The 22,268-nt window shown below is 55.8% G+C and carries 21 protein-coding genes; 11 read left to right on the top strand and 10 right to left on the bottom strand.

Annotation, left to right across the window (positions count from 1 at the left end; genetic code table 11):
- Positions 1–237: 237 nt before the first annotated feature.
- Entirely contained in the window at positions 238–2,925 is a 2,688-nt protein-coding gene (locus SP68_RS17920; protein WP_008805724.1) for a cation-transporting P-type ATPase, read from the bottom strand.
- Between the two features lie 51 nt (positions 2,926–2,976).
- On the bottom strand, positions 2,977–3,408 hold the full coding sequence (locus SP68_RS17925) for a universal stress protein (RefSeq protein ID WP_008805723.1): 432 nt from the start codon (positions 3,406–3,408) through the stop codon (positions 2,977–2,979).
- Positions 3,409–3,941: 533 nt separating this feature from the next.
- Between SP68_RS17925 and SP68_RS17930 the strand changes: the two genes are divergently transcribed.
- The 3 genes from SP68_RS17930 to SP68_RS17940 are packed head-to-tail and all read left to right on the top strand — an operon-like array spanning position 3,942 to position 9,055.
- Positions 3,942–5,027, top strand: a complete 1,086-nt coding sequence (locus SP68_RS17930) for an efflux RND transporter periplasmic adaptor subunit (RefSeq protein WP_012542406.1) — start codon at positions 3,942–3,944, stop codon at positions 5,025–5,027.
- Positions 5,028–8,093 (top strand): efflux RND transporter permease subunit, encoded by a 3,066-nt coding sequence (locus SP68_RS17935; RefSeq protein WP_012542407.1) that lies wholly within the window; start codon positions 5,028–5,030, stop codon positions 8,091–8,093.
- A 38-nt stretch (positions 8,094–8,131) separates the two neighbouring features.
- On the top strand, positions 8,132–9,055 hold the full coding sequence (locus SP68_RS17940; RefSeq protein ID WP_162493330.1) for an acyltransferase: 924 nt from the start codon (positions 8,132–8,134) through the stop codon (positions 9,053–9,055).
- A gap of 16 nt (positions 9,056–9,071) precedes the next feature.
- Here the strand turns inward: SP68_RS17940 and SP68_RS17945 are convergent, their stop codons facing one another.
- Positions 9,072–9,578, bottom strand: a complete 507-nt coding sequence (locus SP68_RS17945) for a hypothetical protein (RefSeq protein WP_040973966.1) — start codon at positions 9,576–9,578, stop codon at positions 9,072–9,074.
- Between the two features lie 734 nt (positions 9,579–10,312).
- Between SP68_RS17945 and SP68_RS17955 the strand changes: the two genes are divergently transcribed.
- Positions 10,313–10,528, top strand: a complete 216-nt coding sequence (locus tag SP68_RS17955; protein WP_012968674.1) for a biofilm development regulator YmgB/AriR family protein — start codon at positions 10,313–10,315, stop codon at positions 10,526–10,528.
- 82 nt (positions 10,529–10,610) lie between these two features.
- Positions 10,611–11,165 carry a helix-turn-helix transcriptional regulator gene (locus tag SP68_RS17960; protein WP_008805716.1) on the top strand — a complete coding sequence of 185 codons (555 nt, stop codon included), beginning with the start codon at positions 10,611–10,613 and terminating at the stop codon, positions 11,163–11,165.
- A gap of 37 nt (positions 11,166–11,202) precedes the next feature.
- Here SP68_RS17960 and SP68_RS17965 read toward each other — a convergent pair whose 3' ends face one another.
- Complete coding sequence (locus SP68_RS17965; RefSeq protein ID WP_008805715.1) at positions 11,203–11,937, bottom strand: MerR family transcriptional regulator; 735 nt, start codon at positions 11,935–11,937, stop codon at positions 11,203–11,205.
- 154 nt (positions 11,938–12,091) lie between these two features.
- Positions 12,092–13,303 (bottom strand): diguanylate phosphodiesterase, encoded by a 1,212-nt coding sequence (locus tag SP68_RS17970; RefSeq protein ID WP_040973964.1) that lies wholly within the window; start codon positions 13,301–13,303, stop codon positions 12,092–12,094.
- Positions 13,304–13,632: 329 nt separating this feature from the next.
- On the opposite strand from SP68_RS17970, the gene ycgZ reads away from it, so the two are divergent.
- The 3 genes from ycgZ to SP68_RS17985 all read left to right on the top strand — a co-directional run bounded on the left by ycgZ (position 13,633) and on the right by SP68_RS17985 (position 14,627).
- Positions 13,633–13,878, top strand: coding sequence for a regulatory protein YcgZ (gene ycgZ / locus SP68_RS17975; protein WP_012542413.1), 246 nt, complete (start codon positions 13,633–13,635; stop codon positions 13,876–13,878).
- 125 nt (positions 13,879–14,003) lie between these two features.
- A complete protein-coding gene (locus SP68_RS28735; RefSeq protein ID WP_008805712.1) occupies positions 14,004–14,309 on the top strand; it encodes a hypothetical protein in 306 nt (101 codons plus the stop codon).
- Between the two features lie 51 nt (positions 14,310–14,360).
- A complete protein-coding gene (locus SP68_RS17985; RefSeq protein WP_012542414.1) occupies positions 14,361–14,627 on the top strand; it encodes a biofilm development regulator YmgB/AriR family protein in 267 nt (88 codons plus the stop codon).
- A gap of 107 nt (positions 14,628–14,734) precedes the next feature.
- On the opposite strand, the gene pgl is transcribed toward SP68_RS17985, so the two are convergent.
- Positions 14,735–15,730, bottom strand: coding sequence for a 6-phosphogluconolactonase (pgl, locus tag SP68_RS17990; protein ID WP_016160516.1), 996 nt, complete (start codon positions 15,728–15,730; stop codon positions 14,735–14,737).
- Positions 15,731–15,958: 228 nt separating this feature from the next.
- Between pgl and SP68_RS17995 the strand changes: the two genes are divergently transcribed.
- Positions 15,959–16,777 (top strand): pyridoxal phosphatase, encoded by an 819-nt coding sequence (locus SP68_RS17995; protein WP_008805709.1) that lies wholly within the window; start codon positions 15,959–15,961, stop codon positions 16,775–16,777.
- On the opposite strand, the gene modC is transcribed toward SP68_RS17995, so the two are convergent.
- The 4 genes from modC to SP68_RS18015 all read right to left on the bottom strand — a co-directional run bounded on the left by modC (position 16,778) and on the right by SP68_RS18015 (position 19,593).
- Positions 16,778–17,836, bottom strand: a complete 1,059-nt coding sequence (gene modC, locus SP68_RS18000; protein WP_016160515.1) for a molybdenum ABC transporter ATP-binding protein ModC — start codon at positions 17,834–17,836, stop codon at positions 16,778–16,780.
- A gap of 2 nt (positions 17,837–17,838) precedes the next feature.
- Entirely contained in the window at positions 17,839–18,528 is a 690-nt protein-coding gene (gene modB, locus SP68_RS18005) for a molybdate ABC transporter permease subunit (protein ID WP_008805707.1), read from the bottom strand.
- Positions 18,528–19,301 (bottom strand): molybdate ABC transporter substrate-binding protein, encoded by a 774-nt coding sequence (gene modA / locus SP68_RS18010; RefSeq protein WP_012542417.1) that lies wholly within the window; start codon positions 19,299–19,301, stop codon positions 18,528–18,530. The genes modB and modA overlap by 1 nt, the downstream gene beginning before the upstream one ends.
- Before the next feature lie 142 nt (positions 19,302–19,443).
- The gene (locus tag SP68_RS18015; protein WP_040973961.1) at positions 19,444–19,593 is read right to left on the bottom strand and encodes an AcrZ family multidrug efflux pump-associated protein; all 150 of its coding nucleotides are present in this window, start codon (positions 19,591–19,593) and stop codon (positions 19,444–19,446) included.
- A gap of 153 nt (positions 19,594–19,746) precedes the next feature.
- Between SP68_RS18015 and modE the strand changes: the two genes are divergently transcribed.
- Positions 19,747–20,535: a molybdenum-dependent transcriptional regulator gene (gene modE, locus SP68_RS18020; RefSeq protein WP_008805705.1), complete on the top strand. Its 789-nt coding sequence runs from the start codon at positions 19,747–19,749 to the stop codon at positions 20,533–20,535.
- A gap of 67 nt (positions 20,536–20,602) precedes the next feature.
- Positions 20,603–22,075: a molybdate ABC transporter ATP-binding protein ModF gene (gene modF / locus SP68_RS28740; RefSeq protein WP_012542418.1), complete on the top strand. Its 1,473-nt coding sequence runs from the start codon at positions 20,603–20,605 to the stop codon at positions 22,073–22,075.
- The last annotated feature ends 193 nt before the right edge of the window (positions 22,076–22,268 follow it).

Consider the following 22,268-nt stretch of genomic DNA (forward strand, 5'->3'; position numbering starts at 1 on the left):
GATGCCCTCTCTCAGACTGCTGACAACGTGCAATCTTCAGGGATTGCCCGGCGGCGCTGCGCTTGCGCGGGCCTACTGCTAACTGCATAACAGTTTGATATTGAAGTCTTTCGTAGGCCGGGTAAGGCGAATGCCGCCACCCGGCAGAAATGCGAGCACAATGACGAAACGGGTTTGTCGTCAGCCAGAGAGGGGGCGATGCCCCCTCTTCTCTTTTGCGTACTGCACGTCACGCCGTCAGGCGGTTCGCCATTTGCGGGTCAGCGGTTTTTCCAGTTCAACGATCAGGAACATCGCGAAGCCGATGATGAAGGTGATCACCCAGTAGCGGAACGGCAGCCCGGTGGTACCGAACAGCATCTGCATAAACGGCGCATAGATAATCAGCAGCTGCAGCACCAGCAGCACGCCGCTGACAATCCAGATCCCTTTGTTAGCCAGCAGACTTTTCGTCAACGAGAAACCATCCGACACGCGGCAGTTCAGCATATAGAACCATTGGGCGGTGACCAGGGTCTGCAACAGCACGGTACGGATAAACTCCGGCGAATAGCCGCGCGGCTGCAGCCAGGCTTCGAGAATAAATGCGCTGACCGCAATCATCGACCCCACAAACGCCACGCGCCAGATGGCAAAGCCGTCCATGACGTGAATTTTCGGATCACGCGGCGGCCGCCGCATAATATTTTTCTCACCGGCTTCAAACGCCAGACCAAACGACAGCGTGGCGGAAGTGGCCATGTTCATCCACAGGATCAGCACCGGCGTCAGCGGCAGTACGTTGCCCGCCAGCAGCGCGATCACGATCAGTAACCCCTGCGCAAGGTTGGTCGGCATGACGAAGAGAATGGTTTTCTTCAGGTTGTCATACACCCGACGCCCCTCGCGGACCGCGCTGGCGATGGTGGCGAAGTTATCATCGGTCAGCACCATATCGGCGGCTTCCTTGGTCACCTCGGTCCCCTTGATCCCCATCGCCACGCCGACGTCAGCCTGCTTCAGCGCCGGAGCATCGTTCACCCCGTCGCCGGTCATCCCGACAATCTCTTTCTTGCTCTGCAGGGCCTGCACCAGGCGGAACTTATCTTCCGGGCTGGTTCGGGCAAAGATATCATACTGCTGCGCGGCCACGCTCAGCTGCGCGTCGTCCATCACCTCCAGTTCGCGCCCGGTAATGGCATTCCCCGCATTGCCAATCCCCAGCATCTTGCCGATACTCATCGCCGTTTGCGGGTGGTCGCCGGTGATCATCTTCACGCGGATCCCGGCCTGCAGGCAGTCGGCAATCGCCGTGATGGCCTCCGGACGCGGCGGATCCATCATCCCGGCAACCCCTAACAAAATCACCCCCTGCTGCAGATCCTGATGGGTTAGTTCCGTCTGGCCTGCGGAAGCCGGCTTCCAGGCCGCGGCCACCATCCGTAGCCCTTCCCGGGCGTACTCTTCAATTTTGCCTTCCCAGTACGGTAGATCCAGCGGCTGCAATCCGCTGTCGCTCTGTTGATATTGACACAAGCGGAACAGGACATCCGGCGCGCCAGTGACCAGCACCACCTCCTCTTCACCCAGCCGGTAGAGGGTCGACATGTATTTATATTGCGAATCAAAAGGAATTTTACTGCGCAGCTCGCTGGTCAGCGGCGGCAGAGTAACCTTCGCCGCCAGTACCTTCAGCGCCCCCTCGGTCGGGCCACCGGTGATTTTCCACAACCCGCTCTCATCTTTAATAAGCTGACTGTCGTTACACAGATCGATGGTACGCAGATAGCGTTCGAACAGCGTGCCAGGCGCGACCGCGACCGGCGTCGGGTCATCAATGGCGTGGATCTTACCGACCGGCTCATAGCTATCCCCTTCCACCCGATAGACGCTGTCCGCGGTGATCACCGCCTTCACCGTCATTTCGTTCATGGTGAGGGTCCCGGTTTTATCCGAACAGATAACCGTCATCGCGCCGAGGGTTTCCACCGTCGGCAGCTTGCGGATAATCGCTTTCTGGCGCGCCATCGCCTGCACACCGAGCGACAGAATAATCGAGATAATCGCCGGCAAGCCTTCCGGGACTGACGCCACCGCGAGACTAATCAGCGACAGCATCAGTTCGGAGACCGGCATATCGCGGAACAGCAGGCTAAAGACGAACAGCGCCGCCATCATCACCAGAATGAGGATAAAGATGGCTTTGCCCAGCTTGTCCATTTGCACCAGCAGCGGCGTACGGTGTTTTTCAATGCCCGCCATCATCTGGTTGATGTGACCCAGCTCGGTATCGCCGCCGGTCGCCACCACGATCCCTTTGCCCGCCCCTGAGCTGACGGTGGTACCGGAAAACAACAGGTTGCTGCGATCGCCGAGCGGTAAATCGCCGCTCAGCGGCTCGGTGGTTTTTTCCACCACCGTTGACTCCCCGGTGAGGATGGCCTCTTCCACCCGCAGGTTGTGCGCCTCAATCACCCGTAAATCAGCGGGGATACGGTCGCCGGCGCGGATCACCACGATATCGCCGGGTACCAGCGAGGTGGTGGGGATGGTTTCATGGTTACCCTGGCGGATCACTACCGCTTCGCTGGACAGCATATTGCGGATACTCTGCAGCGATTTCTCCGCATTACTTTCCTGGATGAAGCCAATCAGCGCATTGACGACCGCCACCGCGAGGATCACCGCCATGTCGATCCAATGGCCCATCACCGCCTTCAGCAGCGCCGCCGCCAGCAGCACGTAGATTAGTACATCGTTAAAATGCACGATAAAACGCAGCCAGGCTGGCTTACCCGGCTTCTGCGGCAGGGCGTTTTCGCCATACTGCTGCAGGCGTGTGGCCGCTTCTGTCCCGCTAATGCCCTCCGGCGTACTTTGCACGCTGGCGAGCGTCTCCTCGACGGAACGCTGATAGAAGGGCGCCCCCGGTTTATCTGTATTCATACTCTCTCCCTCGATTTCTGAAGCGGAAGTCAGGACGACATCCCGCCGTCATCAGCGCACAACGAAAACCGGTACATGGGCGTAGCGCACGATGTTTGCCGCTTCAGAGCCCAGAAGATGGGTCTGGATCCCCGGATTGCGCGAACCGACAATCACCACGTCCGCTTTCAGCTCATCGGCCAGGTCAATCACTTGATCGCGAATATTGCCACTGCGCACATAAAGATGGCTGGTCTCTTCCGCCAGAGAATTTTTCTTTACCAGATCGCTGAGTTTTTCCTTAGCGGTAGAAATCAAATGCTCTTCCATCTTTCGCGCATCAGAGATAAATCCACGCGTTAATACCGGTGAAAATGCCGGAATAACATGCACAAGATGAATTTGCCCGGCAGAGTGCTGGGCGAGGAATTTCGCATGAGAGAGGGCTTTGTCGGCCAGGCCTGCATCAAACACGTCAACGGGAACAACGATATTTTTATACATGAGATAATCCTTTTATTACCAATACAATGCGTAGTGATGAATAGCCCCATACTTGGGGAGGAAGCAAATCTCAACAACAGAAGCGGCAAGCGGAATCGATGTTATTAAACGTAGCACAGGAAAATTAACATTAGAAAATGAGCCATTAATAGACTGAAAAATATTATAAAAGCCCGCGAAAGCCCGCAGATCTCCTGCCCTTAACCCCTTGACGCCAACAGCGACGCGGTATTCTCTTTTTTAACACTTCATGTTTTCTCCGACTATGCTGATTACAAGCAGGAGTGCCGCACCGAATGTCCGACGGTCACACATTGTGCCGGGCGAAATGACATTCGCGGTTCGGGTGGGAGTTAAGGGAGAAAATCATGTTTGGTTATAGCCTGTTACGTCTGGGATTGTTTGTCGCGCTGGCCATTGTCGCCTGTACACTGGTAGGACTATTCACCTATCTGGTTGTCGGCGCCCTCGCAGAATAAGCGTGCGCCGCCTAATAAAAACGTAAAATAAATCATGAGTCTGAGGGGAATACTGTGAACCGTTATTTTTCTCTCATCCCGGTTGTTATTTTATTAACAACCGCTTGCGATCAGAAAGCGCCGTCCGTCGAAGCCGCTCCCCGGATGGTCAAGGTGGCGCAAGTCACCGCCGTGGGTAACACCCAGCAGCGGACGTTTCCAGCCCGCATCGAGTCTGGCGACTCCACCGAGCTGTCGTTTAAACGGGGTGGTCAGGTGGAGTCACTGGATATTCGCCAGGGTGCAACCCTAACTCAGGGACAAACGCTGGCGCGTCTGAATGCCCGCGAAGCCCAGCAGCGGGTCAATGAGCGACAAACGGCGGCGACCCTCGCCCAGCGTCAGTTTGATCGTTTCCAGACCCTGGCAGGACGTCAGGCGATTTCCCAGGCGGAGATGGACGTGCAGCGCGCCAATCGCGATGCCGCCAACGCGGCCTTGAAAATTGCCCGTGAAGAGCTGGCGCAAATGAGTCTCACCGCCCCCTTCGGCGGGATTGCCGCCGGCGTGCATATCCGTAATCATCAGGTGGTCGCCGCTGGCCAGCCGGTGATTACCCTGACGCGTACCGACCTGCTCGATGTGGTCTTCAGCATTCCGGAAAATCTGTTCACCTCGCTCGATATCCGCAATACCGCCTACCGCCCCGTCGTCAGGATCAATACTCTGCCGGGCCGCGAGTTTACCGCGGAATACAAAGAGCATACCGGCAGCAGCGACAACAGCACCCTCACCTGGCAGATCATTTTAACCATGCCGCGACCAGATGATTTTCCCACCGTCGGCGGGGTTAGCGGCACCGTGACGGTCAATCTCGGCAATTTGCCGGCCAGCGCCGGACGGGAAACCCTCGTAGTGCCCGTGGAAGCAGTGTTTAACCCCGATAACCGACCGAAGAATGAACCGGTCGTCTGGGTGGTAAAAGGCGAAAACGCCCATCTGTATCTTGAGGAGCGCAGAGTCACGGTCGGGGAAGTGACCTCGCAGGGAGTGATGATCACCGAAGGGCTCCGTGCGGGCGAACAGGTGGTTGCAGCGGGGGTAAGCGAACTCCACGACCGGCAGCCGGTGCGGATCTGGACGCGTGAACGAGGATTATAAATGGACATTTCCCGTCAGTTTATTAACAACCCGACCCGCGTCTGGTTAGCCATTTTGCTGTTGGGGGTGGGTGGCCTGTTCGCCCTGCTCAATATTGGCCGCCTGGAAGATCCCGCCTTCACCATCAAAACGGCGGTGATCGTCACCCACTACCCTGGCGCGTCCGCTCAGCAGGTGGAGGAGGAGGTGACCCTGCCGCTGGAAAACGCGATTCAGCAGCTTCCCTCGCTGGATAACGTCAGCTCCATCTCCTCGAATGGCTTATCGCAAATTACAGTGAATATTGCTTCGCAGTACCATTCCAGCGAACTGCCGCAAATCTGGGATGAGCTGCGTCGCCGCGTCGGTGACGCCAGCCGGCTTTTTCCCCCGGGGGTAGTCCCCTCCTTCGTCAATGATGACTTTGGCGATGTGTTTGGCTTTTTCTTCGCCATTTCGGGCGACAGTTTTACCAATCCTGAGCTGGTGCGCTATGCCGAGCAGTTGCGCCGTGAGCTGGTGCTGGTGCCGGGCGTCGGCAAAGTCGCCATTGGCGGCGCGATTCCACAGCAGATCAATGTTGATATCTCGCTGGCGAAAATGGCGGCGCGCGGTATTACGCTTAACCAGCTTGCCGCTATCCTGACCCGGCTCAACGTGGTATCCAGCGCCGGGGAGATCCGCGCCGGCAGCGAATCGATCCGCCTTCACCCCACCGGGGAGTTTCAGAATATCGATGAACTGGGGGATCTTCTGGTCAGCCCTCATGGCGCCAGCGCCACCACCCGACTGCGGGATATTGCCACGTTGTCGCGCGGGCTGACCGACTCTCCCTCCAGTATCTATCATGCCAACGGCCGCCAGGCAGTGACCATGGGGGTCTCCTTTATCCCCGGGGTCAATGTCATTGACGTGGGGCATGCCCTCGAAGCCCGACTTCAGCAGATGGCCGCCGATAAACCAGCGGGTATCGACATCGCCATTTTTTACGATCAGGCGGCAGAGGTCGCCCACTCGGTCAATGGTTTTATTACCAACTTCCTGATGGCCCTGGCGATCGTCGTCGGCGTGCTGCTGGTGTTCATGGGGGTGCGCAGCGGGATCATTATTGCTTTGTCGCTGGCGCTCAACGTCCTCGGCACTCTGCTTATCATGTATATCTGGGGGATCGAGTTACAGCGAATCTCCCTCGGGGCGCTGATCATCGCCCTGAGTATGTTGGTGGACAATGCCATTGTCATTGTCGAAGGGGTGCTGATCGCCCGCCAGCAAGGATCTCCGCTGCTGGGCGCGATTAACTATGTGATCCGCCGCTCCGCCCTGCCGCTGCTCGGCGCCACCGTTATTGCCATCCTCGCCTTCGCGCCAATTGGCCTCTCACAAGACTCCACCGGGGAGTATTGCAAATCCCTGTTCCAGGTGCTGCTGATCTCCCTGATGCTCAGCTGGTTTTCCGCCCTGACCATCACGCCGGTACTCATCAAGTGGTGGTTGTTTAAAAACGCCCCGTCGGCCGAGGCGCCGAAAGAAAAAGCCGATCCCTACCGCGGCCGCTTCTATCGTGGCTATCAGCAGACGCTGCGAATACTGCTGCAGCAAAAGACCCTGACGCTGGTGCTGATGGGCGCGCTGTTAGCCGGGGCGATCTGGGGCTTCACCTTCGTCCGGCAGAATTTCTTTCCGTCATCGAATACGCCCATTTTCTTTGTCGACCTGTGGTTGCCCTACGGTACCGATATTAACGCCACCGAGCAGATGACCCGCGATATTGAGCGGTCGATCGCCAGCCAGCCGGGGGTGGCTACCACCGTCTCCACCATTGGCCAGGGCAGTATGCGATTTATTCTCACCTACAGCGGGCAGCGCCAGTACAGCAACTACGCGCAGATTATGGTGCGGATGGACGACCAGCGCAGTATCGCCCCCGTCACCCGCCACGTCGAGGCCTGGATTGCCAGAAACTACCCGCAGGTGAACGCCAGCACCAAACGCATTATGTTCGGCCCGTCCGGCGATAGCGCGATTGAAGTGCGCATTAAGGGCCCTGATCCGGATACTCTGCGCGCGCTGGCCAGTCAGGTGGGCGACATTCTCGCCGCGGATCCGGCGACCGACAGCGTACGTAACGACTGGCAGAACCGCAGCAAGGTGATCCGCCCGCAATACTCTCTGGCGTTGGGACGTGAGCTGGGGGTGGATAAACAGGATATTGATAGCGCGCTGGAGATGAATTTCTCCGGCAGTCGCGCCGGGTTATATCGCGAGGGCGCCGACCTGCTGCCGGTTATCGTCCGTCCGCCGGAAGCAGAGCGACAGGATGCCAATCACCTGAATAACGTGCTGGTCTGGAGCCAGAGCCGGCAGCAGTATATTCCGTTGAGTAACGTCATCCATGGCTTCTCGCTGGAGTGGGAAGATCCATTGATTCTCCGTCGCGATCGCACCCGCGTGCTTACCGTTCAGACCGACCCCAGCCCGCAAAGTGGCCAAACGTCGGGCGATATCCTTGCCAGAGTGAAACCGCGCATTGACGCGCTGACGCTGCCGCATGGCTACCGCATCGAATGGGGCGGCGATGCGGAAAACTCCAGTGAAGCGCAGCAAGGGCTGTTCACGACCCTACCGCTTGGCTATCTGGTGATGTTTATCATTACGGTGCTGATGTTCAGTTCGCTGAAAAACGCCGTTGCCATCTGGCTGACCGTCCCGCTGGCGCTGATCGGCGTCACGCCCGGTTTTTTGCTGACCGGCATCCCTTTCGGCTTTATGGCCTTAATCGGCCTGCTTAGCCTCAGCGGTATGCTGATCCGCAACGGCATTGTGCTGGTGGAAGAGATAGAGCAACAAAAACAGGAGAAAGATCAAAGACAAGCAATCATTGATGCGGCAACCTCTCGTCTGCGGCCGATCCTGCTGACCGCCTTTACTACTGTGCTTGGCCTTGCCCCGCTGCTGCGCGATGTCTTTTTCCAGAGTATGGCGGTGGTGATCATGTTCGGCCTCGCCTTTGCCACCGTACTGACGCTACTGGTTCTGCCGGTAATTTACGCTTGCTTCCACCATAAGGATATGACGCCTCAACGATGAACAGTACCGGTCTCAGCATTATCAAGACATTAGGCTGTATGACAGCAGTGACCTTTTTCACTATCTATAACACCTGGGATCACTATGATTATGACTATCACTGGATCCTCGGGCTGCTGACCTTTATCTCGACCATCGCGACGCCGTTGTTTTTTGTGGTGGCTGGTTATCTTGATGCACAGACGCGTCACGATGCCAACTGGCAAATCGGCAAAATTAAAAGCGTGGTCATCGTCTTTCTGTTCTGGGTAACGGTCTATTATGTCTGGGAGCCTTATCAGCGCGGCTACCTGATCCAGCCCTGGTTTATTTTCGCCCTGATCGTGATCTATACCTTCCATCCCTTTATCGCCTGGCTCAGCCAGCGGCGGGGCCTGTTTTTCACCGTGGTTCTGACGCTGCTGTGCTGCGCTTATGGTTACGACCTGCTCTCGGTGCTCTACCCGGACAAACATCTCTTCAGCCTGCCGCCGCAGTATCGTCTGTGGACATGGCTACTTTTTTATTTAACCGGGCAGTTGTTTAACGATCCGCGAGTCACGGAGTGGATACGCGACCCGCGGGTGATTAAAGCCTCCATTATCGCCCTGCCCTTTGTCTATTTATTTACCTGGTTTTATGAACGCCATTTTTTCTTCGCGCTGTTTAAAGCCGATCGCAATGCGTTCATTCTGACGGGATCGCAAATTTATATTCTGATCGTCCTGCTGGTGATCGCCGCTAACGCCGTGCAGTTTAAAAAGAACCGCGAACTGAAGGAGGCGGTGCTGGCGACGGTTAGCAAAGCGATGACCGGGGTCTATATTCTGCACTACTCCGTTTTCCACCTGCTGGTGATGCTGATCCCTATTCACTCGTTAGCCACCAAGCTGGGCGTGATTGCGCTAACGTTTATCCTGTCGGTGCTCATTTCTCTCGCTGTGCTCTCCAGCACGCTGCTCAAGAAGGTGATAACCCTGTGACAAACGACGCGGCAACTTAGCGGAAACTCCACTGGATGCTAATCACAAACACGCTGGGAATAATGATGCCGCTCTCAAGGGCGAAATAGTCGGTAAAGTTGTACTGAATGGCATGGTAGATATAGGGGGAAAAGCCGATCCCGGTGGCGTCCTTAAAATCTTTGTAGGAGCCATGATCGCCGCAATGCTCAAAGGCGTCGAAGAAGAATTCGCCGGTGTAGCCGTAGACCCCTTTAAAGGTCCATCCACTGCCGTTGTGGTACCAGTCTCTTCTCATCCCCAGCGCCAGGCAACGATCGTCGAAACTATTGTTCATCGTGCCAATCAGCAGACTATATTTCGAATCTTCCGAGAATTTCCGCTCTACCGAGAAAAAGTGGTTTTCAAAATTCTCAGTATATTGTCCGTGGTTATTGGTCAGATGGTAAACATAGGAACCAGTATTTACCGAATAGAGATTAATTTCTTTCGCCTGCGCGAAAGCGGCTAACCCGGCCAGGAGCATCACGCTTTTACCACGCATCATCCCTCCTCAGTCCTCTATGCCTGTCCATGAACAGAATGCTTTTGCCGTATTTACCGGTCGTTATGCTGGTGCGACACCCGACAGGAAAATGGGGGAAGATAACCGTGCCGAAATGAAAATGGAGTTCCAGAAAAGCGTAGCACACGCCTAATCCGCCAACAAACCGACCATGGCGATAGCGGAGTGGTTGATATTTCTCTCTTTACTATATTGTGCAAAAAACAGACAAAACCTCACCTGTTTTCCGCTATGCTCAGGGTCCGACGCGGAAGTTAGCCACCTGTCGACGACAGAGTTGCTGTGTACCCCTTCCTGCGTCGGCGCTCTTTCTGCTCAAGTGACGTAAACCGACAGAGCCCGTATTCCGATCGGGTCTGCGTCATTATCCCCTGTCTGATTGCCCTGTATCCGCATCCTGCACAGAACCGCTTTTTTGTACAAGTTAATAAAATTAAAAACACCTTTAAAATCAACAAATAAAATTAAAACGAAAAAATAAACCGTCTCGCTGTACATATCGTTATGAAAAAAGTTGTACATCCTAAAATCACCGACTATAGTTTTTGAGTGTTAACTGCTTGTTGCGCAACAAAGCGGGAACGCTAAACGGTTGCGTGGCGAGTCTGGCGGTGGTTCCTGGTTTTGCATTTCCTGTTAGTGACTTTTCGCGTACCACCGGTACGCTGCGACTTTTATGGTCAGTTTGCTTTATACGTGGGAGAGTTCGAGCTATGCATATTAAAAATACCATTCCAGCAGAATTTGTCTTCAATTCAGCCCTGATGAAGAATATTGAAAACACGCTCATGAAGCAGCACAGCACGATCAATAATGAGCGGATGATTACGGAAATCCAGCACCGCCTGCAAACGGAAAGTAATGAAATACTTTCCGACCTCTATCTGCAGGCGTTGGATATGCTGTACAGCAAAAAACATCATCATTAAGTGATCCCACCGCGCCGACAGCAGGGACAGCCCTGCTGTGCCGGCACGCCTGGGTTTTTATCTGCTAACTGGGGCTCAAAAAATGTCACACCATAATACTTGCTATCGTTCTGAGCATTACGATCTGTGGTTTGATAATCGTTTTCTTCTCTACGGGATGTCGCTGATCCTGAATACCTTGCCGGCATCTTATTTTCGTAAAAAACATGTTTTTTTTACCAGCGACAATTATTTCGCGGTGCTTGAGCATAACTATAATCGGCGGGATACGTTATTTATTCTGTTAACTGAGGGAAACGATCTTAATTTTCTCAGTGAACTGCCTATGTTGCGCTTACCGGCAAATTCGACGCCGGAAGAATTAAAAATCTTCCTGCATCAGCCCACCCGCTATTACAAAACGCACCCGGCGCCGGGCGCCTCGGTGCAGTTTACCGAACGGGAAAAGAAAGTTATTCAGCTTATCAGCAATGGCGAAGCGGTTGCCAGCATTGGTCGTTCGCTAAATCTGCACATCAAAACCATTTATCAGATCCGGCTGAATCTGATTAAAAAGCTCGGCTGTAGCGGTAGGACCGATTTTTTTAATATCAGTCGTAGTGAAACCTTTAAATCCTGGAGTCAGATTCACCTGTAGTCAGGTGCAATAGCCCCGGCCTGTCCCCCAGACGGGGCTATTGCGTACCGTGAAAATGAATGCTGAAGCCCTGCTCCTGCCAGTGGCTGAGCAGTTCCTCCTGCAGTGGCGTGGCGGCGCGTCCGGTCCAGACAAAGATATGCTGCCCGGGGAAGAGCTCGGGCCGCGGCGACTCCAGCGGTTCAGCGAGAACGTTGACATGCCAACCGCGCTGCGAAAGACGCCATGCCTCCAGCCACAGACGAGTCCGGTCTTCATTGCTCCAGCCCACCAGCAGTGTCTCTTTACCATTTTTTTTACGCGCTTCGGCGAGAAACAGCGCCACGCAGTCAATGAGCAAGCCATCCAGCAGGCTGCTAATCACCAACGAGGTATTCTGATCGAGCTTGAGACGCTGTCGTACCGGCACTAACAGACTATCGATAAGGGTATCAACGGGGTGTTGATGGCTCAGCGCCATTAATTTGGCGCGGATTCTGGCGGGCTGCATATAACGCAGAATGGACATCATCTCTTCCTGAAGATGCGCGGATTCGTCGCGCGCCGCCGGCAGATTATCCTCCAGCAGCGCTTTGACTTTCCCTACGGATACACCGCGCTCTATCCAGCGCTTGATCTCTTCTATGCGCAGGATATCTTCTTCATCAAACTGTCGATGCCCGCCTTCGCTGCGCTGCGGTTTCAGTAGACCGTAACGCCGCTGCCAGGCGCGCAATGTAACCGGATTGATTCCGCAACGTTCGGCGACTTCACCGATACTGTAAAACGCCATAGCAGCCTCACATCAACCTGATACTTTTTACCTAAACTAACGAATTCAGGCATCCTGTACAACTCTATTTTCTTGTACAGATAAAGATATCAGGTTGTGGCTCACAGCGCGCGGGGAAAAAGATGAAAAAATAGTAAGCTGATTTCGCGGTGGATCATTTCTTCTCCGGCCAGGCAACGGCGGGCAGGCCCCCCAGGCGGGCACCCGCGAATAAATTGCCCTGAAACTGCGAAATCCCGGCTGATTCAAGCCACATCCACTCTTCAGCACGCTCAACGCCGACGGCTGAGACCGCAATCTCCAGAGAAGTACAGCATTTGATAATCGCCTGTACAATCGACTGGCGCGGCCCGTCCTGGTGGATATTGCGGATCAGCTCATGGTCGATTTTAATTCTGTCGGGTTGGTATTGCGCCAGCAGCGACAGCCCGGCAAACCCGGCGCCGAAGTGATCGATGGCAAGATTAATCCCCGCGCCCTTCAGTTTGCGCACCGCCTCGGTAAAATCGGCCATCCGCGAAATCACTTCCCGCTCAGTGAACTCGACAATAATCTGCTCCGGGATCAGGTCATTGCGACTAATTTCGTCGAGCAGGAAAGCCACCGCATTCGGCGCTTTGACCAGGGTCATCGGCAGCAAATTAATGCTTAACGCCTTATTACGTAAACCTAATTTACCCGCCAGAGACAGCGCGACGCGCTTACTGTGCAGGTCGGCGAGATAAATATCATCCCCTGCCAGCCCGGCAAAATAGGCGCCAGGAGACTGACCGTCCGGTGTACGCAGCAGCGCTTCCCACGAGATAATTTCGCAGGCGAAAGGATCGACGATCGGCTGAAAGGCAAAAGACCAGCTTTCCGTATTATCGCTAATGGGGGTGTCCGGATAAAAAGTGTCCTTATCGGGAATAAAAACCCAACTGTCCGCCGAAGGGATCTCAAAATAGTTCGCTTTTTCCGTGGATTCGACAAAAGTACGGAAAAATTGCAGCGCCCGGTCGTCATAGGTGAGCTGATATTTTGTCGTGCCCCGGTCCATCACTGTCTGTAGTACTTCCTCACGATCATGTTCCCGTAAATCAAACAGTTCCATACCGACCTTACCAAATCGACGGGACGGTGCATAATCGCAAAACAACTCCACCAGATTATAATGACGAGGATCGAGGACAATTGTTTGATAAATATCCCTTACCTTTTCTTCCGGTCCTTCAATAAGTTGAAAAAAATGCGTCCCGTTAAACAGTAATATACCGGTGACATCCGCCTGCCCATTTCTCTCGTTTGCCCTGGCAACCATGGCCTCGATCGATTTGAATGAGACATTGTCGCAAATATGGCTGCGATAAATGATGGTGGTAAGCATAGTGATTCCAGATGGGAGGGATAAGCATTCACAGTAGCAGTTATCAGGCTAATCGTCTTGCAAAACTACGTTTTATCTTAACAAAAAAGATACACTAAAAATCCACTCTTTGTGCAAGGTTTTTCTTTTTTTTCTTTTCTTGTACAACATGCAACGCTACCCCCTACCTTTACAAGCCAGGATCTCCGCAAACAAAAACAAATATTACATTAAAAATCATCATGATAGCAACGATCGCTGCAATATTACGCAACTTTCTATGTACAACTTATTAATTATTGTATAAGTTTATTTGCAGTTAACAGATGAATGAAATGAAAGGAGCACATATGCAGCAGAATGGTTACATTCCAGATACAGCGAACGCAATTGCCCAGTATTTCAACAAAGCATCGTTACCTTCCCAGCAGGAAACGCTGGGTCAGATCGTGATGGATATTCTCAACGAAGGGCGCCATCTCAACCGCAAGGCCCTGTGCACCAAACTGTTGAGCCGCCTTGACAGCGCCCGTGCGCCTGAGGAAGAGAGCCACTATCAAACCTTAATTGGTTTGTTGTTTGCCGGTCAGGAATAACGTCATCGATCGTCGCCTGTTGCAACCGCAGTAGCAGATGAGGGGCGATCGCTTCCATAAACCTGCTGCTGACCTGAATGCCCGTTATCAGATTCAGGAAGAGTGTGGCATGCAGAGAGACGGTTATGAATAGCAGTGATACTGAGGAAATAACCGATGAGATCATCGGCGAGGCGGTGCTCGCGCTTCTGAAAACGAATCGCCCGATTACCACCCCGACCCTGCTGGTTCGGCTTCGGTTGATGCAGGCCACAGAGTCAGATCGCCAGCGAAGGAAAATCATCGCTGCCGTTATTGAAGAAATTTGCGCGAAGCTCGCCCTCCAGCGGAAGCACGCGCCTTTGCAGGTTAAGAAAATCAATGGCCGTTGGGAAAGCAGAGGAACGCTGGCGCAGAGCAGCATGGCGCCGGAAGCTAAAAAAATCCACTGATTGTCCCAACCATGGTGAATAAAACAGAGTGAGAATGTGATGAGACAGACTATGCATCAGCAACCCGATATTTACGCAGGACTGCAGGACACCGCGCTCTCAGATTATTTCCGTACCGCCGGTGATAAACTGGTTGATGAGTCCGCCGTCATGTCGCTCGCCATCAACAGTATTCTTCAGTCCGAGGGGCACCTGAACAATAAGGCCATTATATTATGGCTGATTCAGGCGCTGGAAAGCACCGATGACGTGGTCACTGCTGACGTGATCCGTAAAACGCTGGAGATTGTCGTCGGCTACACCATGGACGATATCTAAAGCAGTCACGCTTCAGGCCCGCCAGGGCAACAGCTTCTCTACAGAGCCTGTCCGCTCTGATCAAAAAACCTCGCTGACGCGAGGTTTTTCTTTTACCGCCTGACCCTTCAGTGGGCGTTGACCACCACCCACATCGGCCCCTGCCCAACCGCATAGCGGCCTTTCTCATGCAGCAGCCCCTGCTCACCCTCAATTTCATACACTGCGATATGGTGCGATTTCTGCCCTGCGGCAATCAGATACTTACCGCTGTGATCGAGGTTAAAGCCGCGTGGCTGAGTTTCCGTCGGCTGATAGCCTTCCACTGCCAGCACGCTGCCATCTTCCGAGACGCTGAACACCGTAATGATGCTGGCGGTACGATCGCAGGCGTACAGATGACGACCGTCAGGGGTGATGTGAATATCCGCCGCCCAGCGCACGCCGGTGAAATCCTGCGGCATCATATCCAGGGTTTGTACACATTCGATGTTGCCATTCGGGTCTTTCAGCTCCCAGACGTCAACGGAGCTGTTGAGTTCATTGACGCAATAACCATACTGCTGGTTCGGATGGAACACCATGTGGCGCGGACCGGCGCCCTCGACGGTGGTCACTTCCGCCGGCTCCTGAGCGGAGAGAAAACCATCCTCGCTAAGGGTAAACAGGCAAATACGATCCTGCTTCAGCGCCGGCACCCACAGGGTGCGGTTGTCCGGGGAGATATTGGCCGAGTGGCAACCTTCCAGCCCTTCCACCACGGTGACGGTTTCGCCCGGCAGGCCGTCCTGCAGCGGGGTCACGCTAACGCAGCCCTGATTGTAGGAAGCGCTGAAGACAAAGCGGCCATGATGATCGGTAGAAATGTGGGTCGGGCTGCCTGGCAGCGCCGCTTCCCCCGCGAAGGTCAACGCCCCGTTATCCGGCGTGATGCGATACGCTAACACGCGAAACTCCGGACGAACGCCAACGTACAGATACTCCTTGTTGGGACTGACCACCATCGGCTGTACCTGTCCCGGGGCATCAACCACCTGCACCAGCGTCAGTTTGCCGTCCGCTTCAAGACTCCAGACGTGGATTTGTTGGCTTTCCGGGCTGGCGGTATAAACGGTTTGTTTCATGACTACTCCTTCCCTCACTGCACGTGGAATTTTCATTTTCAGGATAACAGCACCCTGAAAATTATAAGACATCCGCCCATGATACTCGCAAAGTCCGCTGAATTTCCGACGGACGGCGGCACAAAGGGCATACAGGCATTCACGGCAGATGTGGAAAAATTGGTCCTGACGCCACGGCGGTGTACCATCATGGCCAGGTCACTTTTCAACATCAACCGGAAATAACACATGACAACACGCGTGATTGCCCTGGATTTAGACGGCACCCTGCTCACCAGCAAAAAAACCATCCTGCCTGCTTCGCTGGAGGCACTGGCCCGCGCCAGAGAGGCGGGCTACCAGGTTATCGTCGTTACCGGACGTCATCACGTCGCTATCCATCCTTTTTATCAGGCACTGGCTCTCGATACACCTGCAATTTGTTGTAATGGCACTTATTTGTATGATTATCACGCAAAAGAGGTTTTGGCAGCCGATCCTATGCCGGTAGCGCAAGCGGTAAGCCTGACGGCCATGCTCGCCGAACAGCAGATCCATGGCCTGGCGTATGTGGATGATGCGATGCTTTATGAACAGCCCACCGGGCATGTGATCCGCACCCGCAACTGGGCGCAGGCGCTGCCGGAGGATCAGCGCCCGGTCTTCCGCCAGGTCGATTCGCTGGCGCAGGCGGTCCGCGAGGTCAACGCGGTATGGAAATTTGCCCTCACCGATGAAGACATTCCCCGCCTGCAGCGCTTTGCCCGCGAGGTCGGCGAGACGCTGGGCCTGGAATGCGAATGGTCGTGGCACGATCAGGTGGATATCGCGCGCGCCGGCAACAGCAAAGGCAAACGCCTGGCGCAATGGGTGGCCAGCCAGGGGCTGTCGATGCAGGATGTGGTGGCCTTCGGCGATAACTACAACGATCTTAGCATGCTGGAAGCGGCGGGCACTGGGGTGGCGATGGGCAATGCGGTGGACGAGGTGAAAGCCCGCGCCAGGGTGGTCATCGGCGACAATGAGTCCACCAGCATCGCCGAGTTTATCTACCGCCAGCTGCTGTAATCAGGCGGCGATCGACACGCTTTTGATCTGAGCAAACACCTGCTGACCTGGCGCTATCGCCAGGTCGTCCCGCGCCCATGGGCTAATCCTGGCCCATAGCAGACGGCCACTCACTCTGAGCTGCACTTCAATCTGTCCGTTGACCTCCAGACACTGAGCCACCTCGGCGCGCAAGATATTGCGGATGCTGGTCCCGGACGGCTGGGCCAGTGTCAGCGAAACGTCCGACGCCTGAATGCGGATCCGTGCGGTGTCGCCTGCGGGACGTTCGAGCCGGTTGACCCACAGCAGCTGGTCGCCCAGCGTCAGAGCCGTCATCGCGTACTGCGGATGCTGCGCGGCGACGGTGGCGCTGAGGATCGTACTCTGCTGTTCCGCCGGCAGCCAGGGGTGCATCACGCTGCTGCTCCAGACCTCCTCCAGCGGACCAAAAGCCTTCACCTTACCGGCCTCCAGCACCAGCACGCGATCGGCCAGATGCTGGATCTCATCCAGTGAGTGGCTGACGTAGAGCATCGGAATATGGATCTCCTGCGCCAGCCGCTGCAGGTAGGGCAACAGTTCGCGTTTGCGCGGAATATCCAGCGAGGCCAGCGGCTCATCCAGCAGCAGTAGCTCCGGTGCGGTCAGCAGGGCGCGGCCGATGGCCACTCGCTGCTTTTCGCCGCCGGATAACCGGCCCGGCAGGCGATCCAGCAAGGGCGCGATCCCCAGCAATTCCACCAGCTTATCGAACTGGCTGACCATGGATTTCGCCATCCCGTAGCGCAGATTACCGCGCACTTTATAGTGGGGAAACAGGCGCGCGTCCTGAAACACATAGCCGATACGGCGCTGCTCCGGCGCCAGACAGATACGCTGGGCGGTGTCGTTCAGCACCCGGCCGTTGAGCACGATGCGCCCCGTCTGCGGCCGGGTCAGGCCGCTAATGGCGTTAATCAACGAGGTTTTGCCAGCGCCGGAGACGCCAAAGATGGCGGTGATCCCGCTGGCGGGCAGGGTTTCACGGATCTGCAGGCAGTGACTGCCGAGGATCTGGGTAAAGTCCAGCTCCAGCATCATTATCCTCCCATGCGCTGGCGGCTCACGCGGGCCAGCCATTCCGAAATCAGCAGCGAAACCAGCGCCAGTCCGATGGCGATGAGGCAGAGGCGAGCCGCCGCCCCCTCCCCGCCCGGGGTCTGGATCAAGGTGTACATCGCCGAAGGCAGGGTGCGCGTTTCGCCGGGAATATTGGAGACGAACGTGATGGTCGCGCCAAACTCCCCTAACGAGCGGGCGAAGGCCAGCACCGTGCCGACAATAATCCCCGGCAGAGTCAGCGGTAGCGTAATAGTCATAAACACTCGCCAGCGGCTGGCCCCGAGGGTTCTCGCCGCTTGCTCCAGTTTGACATCCACCCCTTCCAGCGCCAGGCGAATGGCGCGCACCATCAGCGGGAAAGACATCACCGCCGCCGCCAGCACCGCCCCGCGCCAACTGAAGGCAAAGCTGATGCCGAACCAGTCATACAGCCAACTGCCAATAAACCCACGCCGCCCCATGGCCACCAGCAGCAGATACCCCACCACCACCGGCGGCAGCACCAGCGGTAAATGGAGAATACTGTCGAGCAGCGCCTTGCCGGGAAAGGTGCGCCGAACCAGCAGCCAGGAAAAAAAGATGCCAAAGGGCAGGCTCAAGGCCACCGCAAGGGAGGAGACTTTCAGGCTCAGCAGCACAGCCTGCCATTCGGGTTCGCTCAGAAACATCAGCGGGTGGTAAATCCGTAACGTTTAAAAATCGCGGACGCTTCCGGCCCTTTCAGGTAGTCATAGAAAGCGCTCACGGCCGCATTGCGGTGACCATCGACAATCGCCAGCGGGTACTCGACTTTCTGATGCGAGGCCTCCGGGAAGGTGCCGACCACTTTAACCCCTTTGCTGGCCACGGCATCGGAGCCATAGACAATCCCCAGCGGCGCTTCGTTGCGCTCCACCAGGGCCAGCGCGCCGCGCACGTCTTCCGCCGGGGCAAGTTTCGGCGACAACGTCTCCCAGGCGCCGAGTTTCTGCAGCGCCTCTTTGGCGTAGATGCCTGCCGGAACGTGCTGCGGATCGCCCACCGCCAGACGGCCTCCTTTCAGCAGGCTGGTCCAGTCGGTTTTCTCATCAATGGTAATCGCCCCCTGCGCGCTGGCTTTCGGCGCGACCACCACCAGGCTGTTGCCAAGCAGGGTGGCTCGGGTTGCCGGGTCGATGGCCTTTTTGTCTGCGGCGTAATCCATCCATTTCTGATCGGCGGAGATAAACAGATCGGCTGGTGCGCCCGCTTCAATTTGCCGCGCCAGCGTCGACGACGAGGCAAACGACGACACGACATCGACGTTTTTCTCTTTCTTATACGCCTGGGCAATATCCTGCATCGCGTTGGTTAACGATGCGGCGGCGAAAACGGTCACTTTCCCCTCTGCCGCCAGCGCCTGACCCGCGACGCACAGCGTGAGTGATACCCCGATAACCCCGCGTAACCAAGAACCTGCCATCTGAATCTCCTGTCAATGCGTTATGTATTCGACAATATAACGATATGCAGAGCATTTTTATAGTGACACAGGACAATAAAACGAAGGGAAATGATACAGGAGGGAAATAGCACAGCGCCCGGTTAAACCGGGCGCCGGGAAATCAATGATTTTGCTGGCTGCGATCTTTGTGGCCTACGCCGGAGAAGAGGTTGAACACTTCGCCAAGAACGTAAATCAGTCCCAGGATGACCGCCATCACCACCGGTACCATGATGACCGCAAAAACCAGACTTTTCAAAAGCTCTAACATGGTTCACTCCAGATAGTATGATTTGCTGATTGTAACGGTTTCAGCCGAAAAAACACGCCCCATTTGTGCGGTGGGTAATGACAAAACCGCGCACAGAGGTTTTGCAAGCGGGTGACTATCGGTCACAATACCCTTTTTTGTCAGGAAACGATTATGCAGGCCGAAATTCTTCTTACCCTTAAGCTACAGCAGCGCCTGTTTGCCGATCCCCGGCGGATCGCCCTGCTCAAACAAATTGACCAGACCGGTTCGATAAGCCAGGGGGCCAAGCACGCGGGTATCAGCTACAAAAGCGCGTGGGATGCCATCAACGAGATGAACCAGCTCAGCGAACAACCGCTGGTGGATCGCGCCACCGGCGGTAAAGGCGGCGGCGGCGCAGTGCTGACCCGCTATGGGCAGCGGCTGATCCAACTGTACGATCTGCTGGCGCAGATCCAGCAGAAAGCGTTTGATGTGCTCAGCGATGACGATGCCCTGCCGCTGGACAGCCTGCTGGCGGCCATCTCACGCTTTTCCCTGCAGACCAGCGCCCGCAACCAGTGGTTCGGCACCATTACCGGCCGCGATCGCCAGCAGGTGCAGCAGCACGTCGAGGTACTGCTGGCCGACGGGCAGACGCGCCTGACCGTCGCCATCACCGCACAAAGCGCTGAGAAACTGGGGCTCGATGAGGGCCAGGAGGTGCTGGTCCTGCTGAAGGCGCCCTGGGTCGGCATCACCCTCGACCCCGCCGTGGCCCGCCAGGCCGATAACCAGTTGTCGGGTCGTATCAGCCATATCGAATGCGGGTCCGGGCAGTGCGAAGTACTGATGACGCTGGCCGACGGTCAGACCCTGTGCGCCACTCTGCCACAGGCGCAGACGTCTGGCCTGGCGGAAGGGACGGAGGCGATAGCTTACTTCAATGCCGATCGCATCATTCTCGCGACGTTATGCTGACCCCATTGACATTACGCGCCCGAAGTCGTATCCCTGATGCACATCGCTGCAAAAAATGGGATACATCATGTCATCATTGCAAATTTCGCAAGGCACGTTTCGCCTGAGCGATACAAAAACCTTAAAAATAGACCAGCTGAACCTGAGAGCGGGTCAAAGCTGGGCGTTTGTCGGTAGCAACGGCAGCGGCAAATCCGCCCTCGCGCGGGCTCTGGCTGGCGACCTGACCCTGCTCAGCGGCCAGCACGAAAGCCACTTCTCCCGCGTAACCCGCCTCTCCTTCGAGCAGTTGCAGAAGCTGGTCAGCGACGAGTGGCAGCGCAATAACACCGACCTGCTCAGCCCCGGCGAAGAAGACACCGGCCGCACCACCGCAGAGATTATCCAGGATGAGGTAAAAGATCCTGCCCGCTGCGCGCGCCTGGCCGAACAGTTTGGCATCAGCGCCCTGCTGGACCGCCGGTTTAAGTACCTGTCGACCGGGGAAACGCGTAAGACCCTGCTGTGTCAGGCCCTGATGACCGATCCGCAACTGCTGATCCTCGACGAACCTTTCGACGGCCTCGACGTCAACTCCCGCCAGCAGCTGGCTGCCCTGCTGGCCGACCTGCACCGCGCCGGCATCACCCTGGTGCTGGTCCTCAACCGCTTCGATGAGATCCCGGAGTTTGTACAATTCGCCGGCGTGCTGGCTGACTGCACCCTCAGCGAGACCGGCGAGAAGTCTTCCCTGCTGCAGCAGGCGCTGGTCGCCCAGCTGGCGCACAGTGAAAAACTGGACGGCATCACCCTGCCGGAGCCGGATGTTCCACCAGCCCGTCATGCGCTGGCAGACTCGGCGCCGCGTATCGTGCTCAATGACGGTGTGGTCTCCTACAACGATCGCCCGGTCATCAATCACCTCTCATGGACCGTGAACCCGGGCGAACACTGGCAGATCGTAGGCCCCAACGGCGCCGGTAAATCCACGCTGCTGAGCCTTATCACCGGCGATCATCCGCAGGGTTACAGCAACGATCTGACGCTCTTTGGCCGCCGTCGCGGCAGCGGTGAGACCATCTGGGATATTAAAAAGCATATCGGCTACGTCAGTAGCAGCCTGCATCTGGACTACCGGGTCAGCACCAACGTCCGCAACGTCATCCTGTCGGGCTATTTTGACTCTATCGGCATTTATCAGGCGGTCTCGGACAAGCAACACAAGCTGGTGCAACAGTGGCTGGATATTCTCGGCATTGATAAACGCACTGCCGACGCGCCGTTTCATAGCCTGTCGTGGGGCCAGCAGCGGCTGGCGCTTATCGTTCGCGCGCTGGTGAAGCATCCGACCCTGCTGATCCTCGATGAACCGCTGCAGGGGCTGGATCCCCTCAATCGCCAGCTGGTGCGTCGCTTTGTCGACGTGTTGATTGGCGAAGGAGCCACACAGCTGCTGTTTGTCTCGCACCATGCGGAAGATGCCCCGGACTGTATTACCCATCGCCTGGCGTTCGTTCCCAGTGGAGACGGTTACACTTATCAGCTCGGTCCTGTGGCCTGATGCCCCCTGCCGGGGGTCGAAAGATCCCTGGTATTTTTCAGAAAAATAGCGGCAAAACCACCTAACCATCTGTATTAAAGATAAAAAATTTTAATTTATGTCGTTTCACCATCAAGTGTAAACGATTCCACTAACTTGCCCTGTGTCACACTTTTCACTTCTTTGATATGCTATCTTCCTCATACACGATAAG

The sequence above is a fragment of the Klebsiella variicola genome, assembly GCF_000828055.2.
GTDB lineage: Bacteria > Pseudomonadota > Gammaproteobacteria > Enterobacterales > Enterobacteriaceae > Klebsiella > Klebsiella variicola.